The sequence below is a fragment of the Micromonospora sp. NBC_01412 genome (genome assembly GCF_045040215.1).
GTDB lineage: Bacteria > Actinomycetota > Actinomycetes > Mycobacteriales > Micromonosporaceae > Micromonospora > Micromonospora rubida.
In genome coordinates this window covers 5,204,251-5,220,859 of record NZ_CP109528.1, presented here as the reverse complement: position 1 = coordinate 5,220,859, position 16,609 = coordinate 5,204,251, and the positions used below count along the sequence as shown (strand labels likewise).

Below are 16,609 nucleotides of genomic sequence, written 5' to 3'. Positions count from 1 at the left end.
AGGACCGTGGCCGGCTGCTCACCGGCACGCAGCGGCGGGACCTGGCCGCGCAGGCGGACGCCGGGGCGGAGAAGATCGTCCTGGCGACCGGTGACCTGCCGCTGACCGGGGAGGTGGCCGCCGCCTGGCGGCGGTACCTGGACCGGGTGACGGACGTGGTCGACCGGGACCAGCCGGTGCTGACGCCGCCCGGTTTCCTGCTGGCGCACCACGCCCAACTCACCCACGATCGGTGGGGCATCGGGCCGGGCGTCGACGCGCTGGCCGCGCTGGCGCTGCGACTGTCGATGGTCCGGGACCGCCCGGCAGCCCCCGGGGCCCCTCCGACGCCCGTTCTCGCGCCGTCCCGCCCGCCGGCCCGTAGAGGAGACAGCAGCCGCATGCGCCCGACCCACACCGACCGTCCCGCTCCCGACGCGCCGGCCCGGATCGACGTGCCGCTCGGCGAACGCGCGTACCCGGTGCTGATCGGCCCCGGGGTGCGCCACCGGCTGCCGGCGGAGGTGGCGCGGATCGGCGCGCGGCGGGTCGTGGTGGTCTCGGCCCGGCCGGCACAGTGGACGCCCGACCCGGGCGTGCCGCACCGCGTGGTGCCGGCCCGTGACGGCGAGCACGACAAGAACCTGGCCACGGTGGAGCAGCTCTGCCGGGCGTTCGCCGAGTTCGGGCTGACCCGTGCCGACGCGGTGGTCTCCTGCGGCGGCGGCACCACCACGGACGTGGTCGGGCTGGCCGCCGGCCTCTACCACCGGGGGATCGCGGTGATCCACCTGCCGACCTCGCTGCTCGCCCAGGTCGATGCCAGCGTCGGCGGGAAGACGGCGGTGAACCTGCCCGAGGGCAAGAACCTGGTCGGGGTGTACTGGCAGCCGCGCGCCGTGCTCTGCGACACCGAGCACCTGACGACGCTGCCGGAGCGGGAGCGACGCAACGGCTACGGCGAGATCGCCCGGGCCCACTTCATCGGCGCGGGCGATCTGCGCGACCGGCCGGTGGCCGAGCAGATCGTCGCCTGCGTGGCGCTGAAGGCCCGGGTGGTGGCCGCCGACGAGCGCGACGCCGGGCTGCGGCACATCCTCAACTACGGCCACACCCTCGGGCACGCGCTGGAGCGGGCCACCGACTTCGCGCTGCGGCACGGCGAGGCGGTGGGCGTCGGCACGGTCTTCGCGGGCCGGCTGGCCGGCGTCCTCGGCCGGATCGGGGCCGACCGGGTGGCCGAGCACCACGACGTGGTGGCCGGCTACGGCCTCGACACCGCGCTGCCGGCCGGGGTCGACCACGACGAGCTGATCGCGCTGATGCGGCGGGACAAGAAGGCCACCGCCGGCCTGTCCTTCGTCCTGGACGGCCCGGCCGGCCCCGACCTGGTCGCCGACGTACCGGAACCGGCCGTCCGCGCCGCCCTTGCCGGCATGTAGCGCAGGCCGGCCCTTTCTGTCCCCGCCTTGGGGTGCGTTTGTTATCGCCCGGGCAGCAACAAACACACCCGAAGGCACACGCCCCCGCCCCGGGCCGCCAGCGCGGCCCGGGGCGGGGGCAATCCGTCAGGCACCCAGCGCTCGCTGGACCTGGGCAATCAGCACGCCGCAGGCGTACCGGTCCGCGGCGCCGACCATGCCGATGATGGTCGCGGGATGGGGACCGTTGTCCGTCTCCGCCGGGTCGTAGTGCATGAACACGGCGAGCTGCCCACGATCGATGAACGGGGCGAGGATCGGCTCGGCGTCGACACCGGGCGCGAGAGAGAAGAACGTCGTCATGGCGCACGGGTGCTGGCCCAGCAGCGAGCTGCGGTGCAGCAACGACGAGGTGGCTCCGCTGACCCGAAAGTTCGGGTCGATGATCCGCAGTTCGTCGTTCCGGCCGATCCCTGCGTCGAACGAGCAGTACCCCCGGTACCCGAGAGCACTGGCCTTTCGGACCCCTATGGTCAGCGCTTCGACCAGCTCCGCCGGCGGTTGGTCATCGTCCATCACACAACCGACCCACGTCGAATTGGGCTGCGGCAGGTGCACGGACGCACCGAAGTATTCCACCGATCCGCTCTCGGTGACGCCGAACTGGAGTCCCCAGACCGTCCGGAAGGGAACCTCCTCCTCGACGATCCACTGATCACTCACCTGCTCCAGTTGGTTGAACAGTGACCGGTTGAGCCGTTCCCGCAGCCGTCTGGTGAAGATCGCGATCCCGCTGTACACCTCGGCACCGGCCGGTTTGATGACCGCCGGCCGGCGGTCCTGCTGCACGATCCGGCGCACCTCCGCCGGGGTGGCGACCTGCCTGCGGGGCAGGTACTCCGATGCGACGAGGGTCTCCAGGACGGTCTTGTTGTTGAGCCGGGCCAGCAGGTCCGGCGAGACCCGGGCCGACGCGGCCCGCAGCTGCGGGTCGTGCGGGGCGAACTGGAACTCCAGCAGCTCACCCCGCTCGGCGGCCTCCCGGGCGAGCTGCACCGCCTGCTCGGCGTTGCGGAATTCACGCAGGTCACTCGGGGTCTTGAGGCCGCTCCGGCTGAGCAGCCGCAGCGACTTGTCCGCACAGGCGCCACTGCTGGCGATGGCCGCCGCCTGGTGCGGAAGGGTGAGGTGAAGGCCAGTGATCATGTCCAGCCCGTTGTTCAGGCCGGCGCCCGCGCCGGCCAGATAGCGGCTACCGGCGGTCGTCACCGGGCTTGGTGGCCGGGCCAGGACCACCCCGTCGTGAGCGAACACCTGTACCTGGATAGGCGCATCCATTGGATCTCCTGACATGCCGGCCCGCAAAAGGGGCCTCGGGGATGGTACGAAGCCTGGGAACCCGCCGCCACGATCAGCGGAGACCGTGGGCCGACGGCCTCTGATGAGGGGCCGCTTGGCGCGATAGTCGGACGTGCCACGTGCGCCGGGGCCAGAACGATTCCAGGCTGGACCGGCCAGATTGCTGCTGGCTTGTGGTCAGGGCTGCATTGGCGCGGCGCACACCAACAGCCAGTGTGTGATTGACCAGTCACCGACTGCGTAATCGTCGAATTCGGATCGGGGGTGCGTATGCAGTTTACTTTGCACATTCACCGACTGAAGAATTGCCCCGTCCGCCACCGACCCCTAGAGGACCGGCGTGTGGATCTAGGGGTGTACGCCACTCCGCCGGGCTTCGTAGGGTCGGGCCCCGTCGGGTCGTCGTTCCTTCCACCGCAGCGGAGCGGGGACGCACGTGGGTGCGCGGTGCCTCGGGTGGAACGGGAGGTGCCGGTGGTCGAGTCGGACACCCACCAACTGGGACGGGCGCGAACCCACCGTCCCGCCGAGCCACCCCGCAGCCGTACGCGAACCGGCCCCACCGGTGCTCGACCGCGGGAACGGCACCGGGCCGACGGCGCATCGGCACATCCGCCGCGACGGCCGGGCAGCAGTGCACGGCCGCCCGCCCGTCCCCCGGGCCGCCGCCGACACCACGGGGCCTGCGGCGAAGAGGCGCCAGGCGGATGGCGGCGGCGCTCCACGCCGCGCGGCATCCACCGCGCCACACCCCGCCGCCCGCCGTACGGCACATCGGCTGACCGGCCGTTCCGGCCACGCGCCTCCCGGTCACCCCTTTCGATCGGAGATTGATCATGTCTGTCGGGTTCGTTGGTGGTCAGGCCCAGGCCGCGGGTGTCGCCGGGCCTGGTGCCGACTTCGAGGTCCTCGATCTGATGGGCGACCTGCGGCGGCCGTTGGTGTGGCCGGCGCGGGCGGCGTCGGTGGTGCGGACGGTGGAGCTGCCCGACCTGGTGGGTTCGGAGCCTGCTGGGGTGGTGGTGTTGGCGGGTCTGGTCGGGGTGTTGGCCCGGTACACCGGTCAGGAGGAGGTGGCGCTGGGCCTGTCCTCGGGTGGCGGGTTGGTACGGGTGGACGTTGCGGATGATCCGGGTTTCGGGGAGCTGGTCGGGCGGGTCGGTGTGGCGTGGGCCGCGCCGGTGGCGGGTGCGGGTGCGGGTGCGGGTGTGGCGGGTGCGGGTGTGGTGGGTCCGGTGGTGGTGGGGTTGGTCGACGGCCCGGTGGATGACGCGGGGCCGGGCCTGGTGGATGTCGACCTGGTGGCGAGTGTGGCCTCGGACGGGTCCGGGGTGCGGGTGGACTATGCGGCGGAGGGGTTCTCGGCGCAGTGGGTGCGGGGCCTGGTGGATCAGGTCGTGTTGTTGGCCGGGGCGGGTGTGCGGGAGCCGGAGGTTCCCCTGTCGGGGTTGCCGTTGGTGGATGAGGTGGAGCGGGATCGGCTGTTGGCGTGGGGTCGGGGTCCGGTGCGCGCGGTGCCGGACGGGCCGATTCACGATCTGGTGCTGGAGTGGGCACGCCGGACGCCGGACGCGGTGGCGGGTGTCGCCGATGGTGAGGTGTTGACGTACGGGGAGTTGGCCCGCCGGTCGGGGGCGTTGGCCGGGTTCCTTCGGTCGGCCGGTGTCGGTGTCGGGGACGTGGTGTCGTTGGCGTTGGACCGCAGCCTGTGGACCCTGATCGCGACCCTGGCCGTGCTACGGGCGGGGGCGGCGTACACGCCGATGGACGTGTCATGGCCCGCAGAGCGGATGCGGATGCTCCTGACCGACCACGGCGCCCAAGTCGTACTCACCGTCGGTGAGGTCGCCCCCCGAATCCCCGCCCCCAACGGGGTACGAGTCGTCGCCCTGGACCACGACTGGCCTGCCGTGGAGGCGGCCGAAACCGTCGACCTACCAACCGTGGACCCCACGGCGGCAGCATTCGTCATCTACACGTCAGGATCCACCGGCACCCCGAAAGGCGTCGCGCTGTCGCACGACAAGCTGACGAACTTCCTCACCTGGATGCGCGACGAATGCGCCGTCGGCCCCGACAGCCGGATGCTGCACTGCTGCGCCCCCGTCTTCGACGTCGCCCTCGGCGAGATCTACACCGCCCTCACCTCCGGCGCCCGCGTCGTCGTCTGCTCCCGCGACGACCTCCTCGACCCCCGCCGGTTGACGGACCTGATCGCGAAGGAGCAAACCACCCACGCCTTCTGCCCACCGACGAACCTGGCGGCGGTCGACCCGGCCGACTGCCCGAGCATGTCGTGCGTGACCCTGGCCGGAGAACCCATCCCACCCCGCATGGCCCAACGGTGGATGGCCACCGGCACCCGCCTCATCAACGCCTACGGGCCGGCAGAGGCCTCCGTCGCCTGCACCTGGTTCGACGCCAAAGCCGGCTGGGCAGGCGCATACGTACCAATCGGCTGGCCCATGCCCAACCGGCAGATCCGCGTCGTCGACACCCGACTCAACCTCGTCCCCATGGGTGTCCCCGGCGAAATCCTCATCACCGGAGCCGGCGTCGCCGACAACTACCTCAACCGCCCCGAACTCACCACGCAACGATTCATCACCGACCCCCACGGCGGCGGCACCGCCTACCGCACCGGCGACCTCGGACGGTGGAACGCCACCGGAGCACTCGAAATCCTCGCCCGCATGGACCACCAGGTCAAAGTCAACGGCATCCGCATCGAACTCGGCGAAATCGAAGCCGTCCTCGAACAACACCCCCACGTCAACACCGCCGTAGTCATCCGCCGCGAAGACCGAGGCGTCGCCCGCCTCATCGGCTACGTCACCGGCCGCGACAACCGAACCCCGACCGTGAACGAACTACGAGAACACGCCGCCACCACACTGCCCACCTACATGATCCCCGCCGTCATCATGGTCCTCGACCGATTCCCCACCGGCGGCACCGGCAAAATCGACCGGCGGGCACTACCCGAACCCGACACACAACGCCCCGACCTCGACAACGAATACGTGGCACCGGAGACGGACGAAGAACGCCTCATCACGAGCGTCTACGCCACCATCCTCGGCCTCGACCAAGTCGGCACCCAAGACAACCTCTTCCACCTCGGCTGCACCTCGTTGCAGTCGGCCGCCGTCGCCACCGCCATCGACGAAGCCACCAACGTCGTCGTCCCCGTCTCCCAGATCCACCGCACCCCCACCCCACACCGACTCGCCCAATGGCTCACCACCGCACCCCGCCGGGCTGACACCGGCCCGGCCGCCGGGCAGGCCCGCCAGCGCCCCGGGCCGGTACCGCTCGCGCAGCAGGTGGCGAAGTGCCTGATGTCGCCCCTGGAGGTCGTCAATCCGATCACCTGGTGGGTCGAGGGTGAGCTGGACCCCCGCGCCCTGATGACCGCCCTCGCCGACGTGCACAAACGACACGAAGCACTGCACGCCCGCTATCGACGCGCAGACCCCCCCGTCGCCCTCATCCCCCCGAACCCCGGCATGCCCCAACTACGGCTACTCACCGACACCACCACCGAACAGGACGCCCTCGACCAACTCACCGAAGCACTACAACAACCCCTCGACTACACCCAGGGCCGCAACTGGCGCGCCGCCCTCACCCGCGAAAAGACCACCGGCCGCATCCTCTTCGGCATCGGCATCCACCACATCGCCTTCGACGGCTGGTCACACGCCCTCCTCGTCCGCGACCTCAGCCACGCCTACACGACCAGGCTGGCCGGCAAGGCCCCGGAATGGGACCGGCCCGCACCCACCCTGCGGCAGGCGTACGACGAATTCACCCGCCTGCGCGACGCCGCCGACCTGGGGGCGCAGGCCGCGTACTGGCGCGAGCAGTTGCGCGGGCTGCCCCGCCAGGGCGAGCCCCCGGCCGGCGCCTCGCTGGAACAGGCGCTGGCCTGGGGGCCCAAGGCCGGGCACACCGTCACCGTCACCCCCGACGTGATGGAACGCTGGGACCGCGCAGCCCGCGAACAACGGTTCAGCCGCTCCACCTACTTCGCCGCCGCGTTCGCCGCCGCGCTGCGCGCCGTCAACCAGCAGGACGACATCGGCCTGCTGATGGTGGTCGCGAAGCGGGGCAGCCGCGTCCTCGACTCCGCCTTCACCACCAGGCTCAACCTCAACTGCGTCCGGGTCCGGTTCGACGAGCCGGAGGACGGCAGCCTCGTCCGCCGGGTCCACGAGACGATCAGCGACCTCATGCGGGCCCAGGACGTCCCCTTCGCGGAGACCGCCAACGACCCCGCGGCCGGAATCTCCAGCGAGGTCGTCGCCAGCCTGCCCACCTTCGTCTACCAGGACAACGTCGTCCTCCCGCTGGAGCTGCCCGGCTGCCGGACCGAGGAGATCGTCGAGCCGTACGCCCGGGAGGTGCCCAACGGGCTCACGGTCGAGGTGCTGCCCCGCGCCGACCACGCCCTGCTGCGCGTCACCATCCGCACCGACTACCTGCCGTACAGCTTCGCCGAGGAGCTGAACGGACACATGCTGCGCTTCCTTCAAGCCGGACCCGCGCCGGCCCACACCGCTGGCTGAACGTTCACCCCGTACCCCTCATGCCGTGGACGCGGACGGCCGCGCCCACGGAGTTCCTGGATTTCCTGACCCGGCCGTACCCATGCAGGTGACGCCGGTCCTGATTCGGAGGTTGGCCCATGTCTGTCGGGTTCGTTGGTGGTCAGGCCCAGGCCGCGGGTGTCGCCGGGCCTGGTGCCGACTTCGAGGTCCTCGATCTGATGGGCGACCTGCGGCGGCCGTTGGTGTGGCCGGCGCGGGCGGCGTCGGTGGTGCGGACGGTGGAGCTGCCCGACCTGGTGGGTTCGGAGCCTGCTGGGGTGGTGGTGTTGGCGGGTCTGGTCGGGGTGTTGGCCCGGTACACCGGTCAGGAGGAGGTGGCGCTGGGCCTGTCCTCGGGTGGCGGGTTGGTACGGGTGGACGTTGCGGATGATCCGGGTTTCGGGGAGCTGGTCGGGCGGGTCGGTGTGGCGTGGGCCGCGCCGGTGGCGGGTGCGGGTGCGGGTGCGGGTGTGGCGGGTGCGGGTGTGGTGGGTCCGGTGGTGGTGGGGTTGGTCGACGGCCCGGTGGATGACGCGGGGCCGGGCCTGGTGGATGTCGACCTGGTGGCGAGTGTGGCCTCGGACGGGTCCGGGGTGCGGGTGGACTATGCGGCGGAGGGGTTCTCGGCGCAGTGGGTGCGGGGCCTGGTGGATCAGGTCGTGTTGTTGGCCGGGGCGGGTGTGCGGGAGCCGGAGGTTCCCCTGTCGGGGTTGCCGTTGGTGGATGAGGTGGAGCGGGATCGGCTGTTGGCGTGGGGTCGGGGTCCGGTGCGCGCGGTGCCGGACGGGCCGATTCACGATCTGGTGCTGGAGTGGGCACGCCGGACGCCGGACGCGGTGGCGGGTGTCGCCGATGGTGAGGTGTTGACGTACGGGGAGTTGGCCCGCCGGTCGGGGGCGTTGGCCGGGTTCCTTCGGTCGGCCGGTGTCGGTGTCGGGGACGTGGTGTCGTTGGCGTTGGACCGCAGCCTGTGGACCCTGATCGCGACCCTGGCCGTGCTACGGGCGGGGGCGGCGTACACGCCGATGGACGTGTCATGGCCCGCAGAGCGGATGCGGATGCTCCTGACCGACCACGGCGCCCAAGTCGTACTCACCGTCGGTGAGGTCGCCCCCCGAATCCCCGCCCCCAACGGGGTACGAGTCGTCGCCCTGGACCACGACTGGCCTGCCGTGGAGGCGGCCGAAACCGTCGACCTACCAACCGTGGACCCCACGGCGGCAGCATTCGTCATCTACACGTCAGGATCCACCGGCACCCCGAAAGGCGTCGCGCTGTCGCACGACAAGCTGACGAACTTCCTCACCTGGATGCGCGACGAATGCGCCGTCGGCCCCGACAGCCGGATGCTGCACTGCTGCGCCCCCGTCTTCGACGTCGCCCTCGGCGAGATCTACACCGCCCTCACCTCCGGCGCCCGCGTCGTCGTCTGCTCCCGCGACGACCTCCTCGACCCCCGCCGGTTGACGGACCTGATCGCGAAGGAGCAAACCACCCACGCCTTCTGCCCACCGACGAACCTGGCGGCGGTCGACCCGGCCGACTGCCCGAGCATGTCGTGCGTGACCCTGGCCGGAGAACCCATCCCACCCCGCATGGCCCAACGGTGGATGGCCACCGGCACCCGCCTCATCAACGCCTACGGGCCGGCAGAGGCCTCCGTCGCCTGCACCTGGTTCGACGCCAAAGCCGGCTGGGCAGGCGCATACGTACCAATCGGCTGGCCCATGCCCAACCGGCAGATCCGCGTCGTCGACACCCGACTCAACCTCGTCCCCATGGGTGTCCCCGGCGAAATCCTCATCACCGGAGCCGGCGTCGCCGACAACTACCTCAACCGCCCCGAACTCACCACGCAACGATTCATCACCGACCCCCACGGCGGCGGCACCGCCTACCGCACCGGCGACCTCGGACGGTGGAACGCCACCGGAGCACTCGAAATCCTCGCCCGCATGGACCACCAGGTCAAAGTCAACGGCATCCGCATCGAACTCGGCGAAATCGAAGCCGTCCTCGAACAACACCCCCACGTCAACACCGCCGTAGTCATCCGCCGCGAAGACCGAGGCGTCGCCCGCCTCATCGGCTACGTCACCGGCCGCGACAACCGAACCCCGACCGTGAACGAACTACGAGAACACGCCGCCACCACACTGCCCACCTACATGATCCCCGCCGTCATCATGGTCCTCGACCGATTCCCCACCGGCGGCACCGGCAAAATCGACCGGCGGGCACTACCCGAACCCGACACACAACGCCCCGACCTCGACAACGAATACGTGGCACCGGAGACGGACGAAGAACGCCTCATCACGAGCGTCTACGCCACCATCCTCGGCCTCGACCAAGTCGGCACCCAAGACAACCTCTTCCACCTCGGCTGCACCTCGTTGCAGTCGGCCGCCGTCGCCACCGCCATCGACGAAGCCACCAACGTCGTCGTCCCCGTCTCCCAGATCCACCGCACCCCCACCCCACACCGACTCGCCCAATGGCTCACCACCGCACCCCGCCGCCCCAGCGTCGAACCAGAGCCGCCCGTCACGGGACGCCCCGGCCCGGCCAAGCCCGTCCCGCTGCCCCTGTCGGTCGGCAAGTTCGTCTGGCTCCCCATCGACCTGGTCTGCCCGACCACCTGGTGGGTCGAGGGTGAGCTGGACCCCCGCGCCCTGATGACCGCCCTCGCCGACGTGCACAAACGACACGAAGCACTGCACGCCCGCTATCGACGCGCAGACCCCCCCGTCGCCCTCATCCCCCCGAACCCCGGCATGCCCCAACTACGGCTACTCACCGACACCACCACCGAACAGGACGCCCTCGACCAACTCACCGAAGCACTACAACAACCCCTCGACTACACCCAGGGCCGCAACTGGCGCGCCGCCCTCACCCGCGAAAAGACCACCGGCCGCATCCTCTTCGGCATCGGCATCCACCACATCGCCTTCGACGGCTGGTCACACGCCCTCCTCGTCCGCGACCTCAGCCACGCCTACACGACCAGGTTGGCCGGCAAGGCCCCGGAATGGGACCGGCCCGCACCCACCCTGCGCCAGTTCTACGACGAGCACACCCGCCTGCGGGACGCCGCCGACCTCGACGCCCAGCGGGCCTACTGGCGCGAGCAACTGCGCGGGCTCTCCCGCCAGGGCGAGGGCCGGCCCCAGGAACTGCTGGTGGAGACCCCGGCCTGGGGGCCCAAGGCCGGACACACCGTCACCGTCACCCCCGACGTGATGGAACGCTGGGACCGCGCAGCCCGCGAACAACGGTTCAGCCGCTCCACCTACTTCGCCGCCGCCTACGCCTCCGCGCTGCGCACCATCCACCAGCAGGACGACATCGCCATGCTGATGATCGTCGCCCAGCGCGGCAGCCGGGTCCTCGACTCCACCTTCACGAGCCGGATCAGCTCCAACTGCCTCCGGGTCCGGTTCGACGGGCCGGAGAAGAACCTGATCCGGGCCGTCCAGCGGAGCGTCGACGAGCTGATGGCCGCCCAGGACGTCGCCTTCCTGGAGATGACCACCGACCCGGCCCTCGACATGTCCCGCGAGGTGGCCAACAGCATGCACTCCTTCGCCTACCAGGACAACGTCGTCCTGCCGCTGGAGCTGCCCGGCTGCCGGACCGAGGAGGTCGTCGAGCCGTACGCCCGGGAGTGGTCGGGCGCCTGCCTCGCCGAGGTGCTCCCCGGCAACGGGGACACCCTCCTGCGCGTCACCGTCCGCACCGACCTGGTCCCGGCCTCCGTCGCCGAGATGCTGGCGGTCGACATGCTGCGCTTCCTCGAAGCCGGCCCCGAGGGCCTCGACCAGGCGCACTGAAAGCCCTGTCGAACGCCGCCCCGGCCCGCCATCGTCACGCCGACGTTGGCGGGCCGGTCGCGGATCTGGGCCGGGGAGCGGAAGGGCGCGCTCACCGGGTCAGCCCGACCGCCGTCGCCAGGTGCGCCACGCCGGCCGGCATCGGTCCGCCGCGCGCCACGTCGGCGATCACCGTACGCGCCAGCGGCCGGCACCGGATCTCGGCAGGCGCGGTCCGGTCGGGACGGTGGCCGCCTCCACCCGGCGGACCGCCACCACGGACGGTACATCGACCAGATTCAGGAGCGTAACGATCCGCGCCGAAGACAGCGCCCGACTCCGCCAACGAGGTGCGGACCCACGCCGTCCCCGCCTGGCCTCTACACCTACTCGCTTCCGGCTGTAGCTGGATGCGTCAGCCGAAGGCCCCCGGCAGGTCGATCCCGAACCGCTCGCAGAGCAACGGCACGTCGTGACGATCCACAGCCCGTGGCGGATATCCCGTGTGCCAGCGCACCGCCCACTCAGCAGCCTCACACCGCACCGCCCTCCCCGCGATCAGTCCGTCGCCGGCAAGGGCCTCGGCCGGGAAGACCACGCCGTCAACCGCGGATCCGTAGTGCAGCGCCCCTTCCGGAAGCGGCTCATAGAGGTGCAGGTCCACCCGCAGCCGGCCCCCGTCATGCAGAACGAAGTTCCACGGCCGATCGTCCGGCCAGGGAAGGACGCGATCGACGCCGCCCTTCGCCAACGCGACGAACAGCCGCTCAAGCTGCGCGGCCGGTGCCCACACGTCGAGGTCGGAATGCTCCCGCGTCTGGTCCTTCAGCAAGGCGTCCACGCCCCAGCCGCCCCCAACGCACACATCCACCTGGTGATCGCTGAGCCGACCGAGCAGCGCGACCGCGTCCTCAGCCGTCATGACGTACCGACCCATTCCACCCCTTCCCCATGGCTGTTCGCCGTCGTCGTTCCGCCGCCGAAGCGGCCAGTCCACAGCAGACCGATGTCTGGGGGTTCCTGGCGTGGGTGCCGCTCCACGGCGGGTGTGCCTCCCGGTGCCTATGGAGCTGAGTCGGATACGACATCAGCCACCCTCGGCGCGCTCGGCGACCGCAAGCGACGACCCGACGGGGCGGTGGGTGACGCGACGGCGGTGGCCCGACCGGCGGTGATGACGTAAACGACTCAGCTCCAAAGGCACCGCGCCACGACATCGACCGCCCCGCCCACAGCTCCGCCCCGGCCACGGTCCCCGGGCCGACCAGGGACCGCACCCGCGACAACGCAATGGCCCTGGTCTTGAACGGGTCCTTCGTAGTCCGATCGATTCGCTGCAACCGCTGCCCCTCGACCATCGACACCTGCCGGACGAACACCTCCAGGCGTCCATCCGCCAGCACCACCTCCCACCTGTGTTAGGAGACGGCCTGCCCGACACCTTCTCAGAACCGACGGATTACACGATCAACCTTCAAAGACGCGGCACCAGCTACGGATGAGCCGACCGGGAGCATCCATGGATGAGCGCCGAACCGGCCGGGTCAGGAGACGAGCGCCGTGCCGGCCTGCTCAGGGGACGAGGGCCGCGCCGGGCAGTGTGCCAGCAGGTCGGTCGGGGCGTGCGCGACCACGTCCGGTCCGGCGGCGAGCAGGGCGGCGATGTCGCCGCCGTGCCAGGTGGTGGCGACCGTGGTGGCTCCGGCGTCCCGGCCGCTGAGCAGGTCGATGACCGCGTCGCCGACCATCATGGCCTGGGCGGGTGGCACGTCGAGGTGGCCGAGCGCCTGGAGCACGATGTCCGGGGCGGGCTTCGGGCGGGCCACCTCGTCGGAGCCGATCACCTGGTCGAACAGGCCCAGCACGCCAAGGGTGTCGAGCAGCGAACGGGCCCGGGGGCCGCTCTTGCCGGTGGCGATGGCCATCCGGATGCCCCGGGTGTGCAACTCCTCCAGGGTCTCCCGGACGCCGGGGAACAGCGGCACCAGGTGGGCCATCCGGTAGCTCTCCCGGACGAACGGCTCCTCCATCTCCAGCGGCAGCCCCATCAGCCGCATGATGTCCGGGAAGTACCGGCCCATGTGCCGGTTGTACTCCTCGAACGGCGCCGGCCCGTCGCCCACCACCTCCGCGTACGCGATGCTGAACGCCTCGCGCATGACGGCCGAGCTGTCGACGATGACGCCGTCGAGGTCGAACACGACCGCGCGGATCGGGCCCCGGCCGGGTGCCGGGAGGGTCACCTCGACGGCCGGGAGGGTCACGTCGACGATGGACGGTGGTTGGCTCATGGCTGCTCCCCGGAGCGAGTGAGGTCGCCGGTGGTTCTCACCGGTCGCGATGGCCCGCCAGCGCGTGCTCCCGCTCCGGCTCGGTGTGCCGGGCGGAGCGGTAGATCCGTTCGATGATGTCGATGGTCCGGCGTGCCTCGGCGGCGGCCGCTCCCCGGCTGGCCGGGTCGGCGAGCAGCCCGGGCAGCGCGTCGAGCTGGCGGTCGTACTCGGTGCCGATCGGTTCGGCGGGCAGCGGCAGCGGGACGGTCTCGCCGTCGCGGGTGCGGGTGAGCGCCGCCGTGGGCTCCCGGTTCGGGCTGAACCCGAACGTGCAGCGCAGGGTGGCCGACCCGGCGGAGCCCTGCACGGTGATGGTGGTGCGGTCGAGGGCCTCGTGCGACGCCCAGCAGGCGTGCAGGGCGACCGAGGCGCCGCCGTCGGTGAGCAGGAACCCCCGGGCGGTGTCCTCGACGTCGCCGCGGGACCGGTCGCCGGTCCCGGCCTCGCTGCGCCATGCGGCGTGCGCGGCGCTGTCGTTGACGAAGTCGTCGGAGACGCTGCCGATGGCGTGGCTGACTCGGGTGTCCGGGCCAAGCATCGGCAGGACGGTGTCGAGCAGGTGCCAGCCGAGGTCGACCAGCGCGCCGCCGCCGGAGAGGTCGCGGCGGGTGAACCAGCCGCCCGCGTCGGGCACCCCCCGGGCGCGGACCCAGGCCACGTCGACGTGCCGGACGGGGCCCAGCCCGCCGGCCGCCTCCGCCAGCGCCCGGACGTCGGCCCGCCACCGGGCGGCGCTGCCGGCCAGCAGCACCGCGCCGCCGGCACGCTCCGCGTCGGCGAGCAGCTCCGCCTCGGCGGAGGTGAGGCAGACCGGCTTCTCCAGGAACACCGGTACGCCCCGGCGCAGCAGCCGGGCGGCGACGGTCGCGTGCAGGTGGTTGGGGACGGCCACCACCACCAGGTCGACCGCACCTGCGGGCAGGTCGTCGACGTCGGCGTACGCGAAGGGCACCCCGTGGGTGTCGCGGGCCCGGTCGCGGAGGGCCGGCTGCGGGTCGACCAGGGCGGTCACCTCGAGGGCCGGGTGCGCGGCGAGCCGGGGCAGCCAGATCTCCCGTCCGGCCCACCCGAGGCCGGCCACCGCGACCCGGACCGGACGGTCGGGCGCGGCGGCCGGGGGCAGGCCGGTCATTCGGCGAGGATGTCGGCCAGCACGGCGGCGATGTCGTGCATCTGCTGCTCGGTGCCGAGCAGGGTGCGGTGGTGCAGCCAGACGCAGTCGGAGTGGATCTGCTCGACGTTGGGGCAGCGGGCGGCGATCGCCTCGATGGTCTCGTCGGGGGCGCCGGCCTCCCAGAAGCCCTCGCACCGGTAGATGGCCCGGAACGCCACGAACGCCGGGACGCCCCGGGCGATGAGCGCGTCGACCACGGCGCGGCGGCGCTCCAGGGTGATCCCCGGGATCCGGAACATGGCCATGTAGTGCGGGTTGCGGTCGGTGCGCGGGTCGATGCCCTGCGGCACCACGCCGGGGATCTCGGCGAGCAGGCTGGCCAGCAGCGGCCAGCGCTGCTCGCGTACCTCGATCTGGCCGTCGAGGCGGGCGAGCTGGGCGCGCAGCACGGCGGCGGTGAACTCGCTCATCCGGTAGTTGGAGCCGGTGGTGCGGTGCAGGTAGTCCCGGTCGGTGCGGGGTCGGCCGCAGCTGTGCACGAGGAAGGCCCGCTCGCGGGTCTCCTCGTCGGGGAAGAGCACCGCGCCGCCCTCACCGGCGGTCATCAGCTTGCCGTTCTGGAAGCTGAACGCGGCCACCGAGCCGAGCGCGCCGGCCCGGTTGCCCTGCCACTGGGCGCCGTGGGCGTGTGCGGCGTCCTGGAGCAGCGCCACCCCGGCGTCGGCGGCGACCTTGTCGAGCGCGTCCATGTCTGCGAACTGGCCGGCCATGTGGACCGGCATGATGACCCTGGTGCGGTCGGTGATCGCGGCGGCGACGGCGGCCGGGTCGACGCAGTAGGTGTCCAGGTCGACGTCGACCGGCACGGCGACCGCGCCGAGGCGCTGCGCGGCGAGCGACGACGAGATGAAGGTGAAGGCGGGGACGATCACCTCGGTGCCGGCCTTGACGCCGAGCACCTCCAGGGCGACCTCCAGGGCGTGGGTGCCGTTGGTGACGGCGAGCGCGTGCGGCGTGCCGTGGTACGCGCCGAACTCCGCCTCGAAGGTGTCGACCTCGCTCCCGCCCATCCGCCACCACTGACCCTGTTCCAGGGCGCGGATCAGGCCGGCTCGTTCCTCGTCACCGAACTGCGGCCACTCGGGGAACTCCGGCACCGTCGACGGCTGACCACTCATGACTTCCCACTTCCCAATCCAGGAGGACCAGCGGTTCCCAACCGTCCCGCGGCGGCTTCGCGCATCCCGCGGACCCGGGCTCGCCCGCCTCGGCGGGCCTGCGCCGGTCGGCCGGTCGAGCGGGGACGCCGCCGTGGAGCGGGCAGCGTCATCGGCTCGCGGTGGACGCTAACCGACCCGGCAGGACGCTCACCTCCCCTAACAGCCCCTACCCACCCCTTAGTTCGACGGCGGGCCGGCGGCGGTCGGCGCGGGCGGGGCCGGCGGCGTAGTAAGACTGCGGGGAATCTGTCGCCGGCCCGGCGGGGGCCAGCCACGCGAGGTGGCCGTACCCGGGCGTTCCCCGCGAGGTGAGCTGTGCCCGATGTGCTGCTGTTGAACGGTCCGAACCTCGGCATCCTCGGCCGGCGCGAGCCGGAGATCTACGGCACCGACACGCTCGCCGACATCGAGCGGGCCGTCGGCGAGGAGGTCGCGGCGCGGGGCTGGCGGGTGGTCGCGGTGCAGCACGACTGCGAGGGCGCCCTGGTCCGCACCGTGCAGGAGCACTACGACACGGTGGGCGCGATCGTGAACCCGGGTGCCCTGATGATCGCGGGCTGGAGCCTGCGCGACGCGCTGGCCAACTATCCGCGGCCGTGGATGGAGGTCCACCTGTCCAACGTGTGGGCCCGGGAGAGCTTCCGGCACGACTCGGTGCTCGCCCCGCTGGCCAGCGGGATCATCGTCGGGCTGGGCTCGCTGGGCTACCGGCTGGCCGCCCGCGCGCTGGTCGCCACCGTCGACTGAGGACGCCGTCCGGTTCGGCCCGCCGCCGC

General features: G+C 71.7%; 9 protein-coding genes. 4 read left to right on the top strand and 5 right to left on the bottom strand.

The window, feature by feature from the left end:
• The first annotated feature begins 380 nt into the window (after positions 1-380).
• Positions 381-1,421 carry a 3-dehydroquinate synthase family protein gene (locus tag OG617_RS23810; RefSeq protein WP_405103922.1) on the top strand — a complete coding sequence of 347 codons (1,041 nt, stop codon included), beginning with the start codon at positions 381-383 and terminating at the stop codon, positions 1,419-1,421.
• A 126-nt stretch (positions 1,422-1,547) separates the two neighbouring features.
• On the opposite strand, the gene OG617_RS23805 is transcribed toward OG617_RS23810, so the two are convergent.
• Positions 1,548-2,714: an ATP-grasp domain-containing protein gene (locus OG617_RS23805; RefSeq protein WP_405095196.1), complete on the bottom strand. Its 1,167-nt coding sequence runs from the start codon at positions 2,712-2,714 to the stop codon at positions 1,548-1,550.
• Positions 2,715-3,595: 881 nt separating this feature from the next.
• Here OG617_RS23805 and OG617_RS23800 point away from each other — a divergent pair.
• Together OG617_RS23800 and OG617_RS23795 are read left to right on the top strand one after the other, a co-directional pair.
• Positions 3,596-7,330, top strand: coding sequence for a non-ribosomal peptide synthetase (locus OG617_RS23800; protein ID WP_405095195.1), 3,735 nt, complete (start codon positions 3,596-3,598; stop codon positions 7,328-7,330).
• A gap of 119 nt (positions 7,331-7,449) precedes the next feature.
• Entirely contained in the window at positions 7,450-11,187 is a 3,738-nt protein-coding gene (locus OG617_RS23795; RefSeq protein ID WP_405095194.1) for a non-ribosomal peptide synthetase, read from the top strand.
• A gap of 394 nt (positions 11,188-11,581) precedes the next feature.
• Here the strand turns inward: OG617_RS23795 and OG617_RS23790 are convergent, their stop codons facing one another.
• The 4 genes from OG617_RS23790 to OG617_RS23775 all read right to left on the bottom strand — a co-directional run bounded on the left by OG617_RS23790 (position 11,582) and on the right by OG617_RS23775 (position 15,791).
• The gene (locus tag OG617_RS23790; RefSeq protein WP_405095193.1) at positions 11,582-12,088 is read right to left on the bottom strand and encodes a nucleotidyltransferase domain-containing protein; all 507 of its coding nucleotides are present in this window, start codon (positions 12,086-12,088) and stop codon (positions 11,582-11,584) included.
• Positions 12,089-12,710: 622 nt separating this feature from the next.
• Positions 12,711-13,457 carry an HAD-IA family hydrolase gene (locus OG617_RS23785; protein WP_405095192.1) on the bottom strand — a complete coding sequence of 249 codons (747 nt, stop codon included), beginning with the start codon at positions 13,455-13,457 and terminating at the stop codon, positions 12,711-12,713.
• Positions 13,458-13,494: 37 nt separating this feature from the next.
• On the bottom strand, positions 13,495-14,631 hold the full coding sequence (locus OG617_RS23780) for a Gfo/Idh/MocA family protein (protein ID WP_405095191.1): 1,137 nt from the start codon (positions 14,629-14,631) through the stop codon (positions 13,495-13,497).
• The gene (locus tag OG617_RS23775) at positions 14,628-15,791 is read right to left on the bottom strand and encodes a DegT/DnrJ/EryC1/StrS family aminotransferase (protein WP_405095190.1); all 1,164 of its coding nucleotides are present in this window, start codon (positions 15,789-15,791) and stop codon (positions 14,628-14,630) included. Before OG617_RS23775 ends, OG617_RS23780 begins: the two co-directional genes overlap by 4 nt.
• Positions 15,792-16,148: 357 nt before the next feature.
• Between OG617_RS23775 and OG617_RS23770 the strand changes: the two genes are divergently transcribed.
• Positions 16,149-16,580 carry a type II 3-dehydroquinate dehydratase gene (locus tag OG617_RS23770; protein WP_350888581.1) on the top strand — a complete coding sequence of 144 codons (432 nt, stop codon included), beginning with the start codon at positions 16,149-16,151 and terminating at the stop codon, positions 16,578-16,580.
• Positions 16,581-16,609: the final 29 nt, after the last annotated feature.

Bases quoted from the DNA above. Each gene is read 5' to 3' on its own strand.
- OG617_RS23780 (WP_405095191.1), bottom strand. From the start codon at position 14,631: ATGACCGGCCTGCCCCCGGCCGCCGCGCCCGACCGTCCGGTCCGGGTC.
- OG617_RS23790 (WP_405095193.1), bottom strand. From the start codon at position 12,088: ATGACGGCTGAGGACGCGGTCGCGCTGCTCGGTCGGCTCAGCGATCAC.
- OG617_RS23795 (WP_405095194.1), top strand. From the start codon at position 7,450: ATGTCTGTCGGGTTCGTTGGTGGTCAGGCCCAGGCCGCGGGTGTCGCC.
- OG617_RS23810 (WP_405103922.1), top strand. From the start codon at position 381: ATGCGCCCGACCCACACCGACCGTCCCGCTCCCGACGCGCCGGCCCGG.
- OG617_RS23785 (WP_405095192.1), bottom strand. From the start codon at position 13,457: ATGAGCCAACCACCGTCCATCGTCGACGTGACCCTCCCGGCCGTCGAG.
- OG617_RS23800 (WP_405095195.1), top strand. From the start codon at position 3,596: ATGTCTGTCGGGTTCGTTGGTGGTCAGGCCCAGGCCGCGGGTGTCGCC.
- OG617_RS23775 (WP_405095190.1), bottom strand. From the start codon at position 15,791: ATGAGTGGTCAGCCGTCGACGGTGCCGGAGTTCCCCGAGTGGCCGCAG.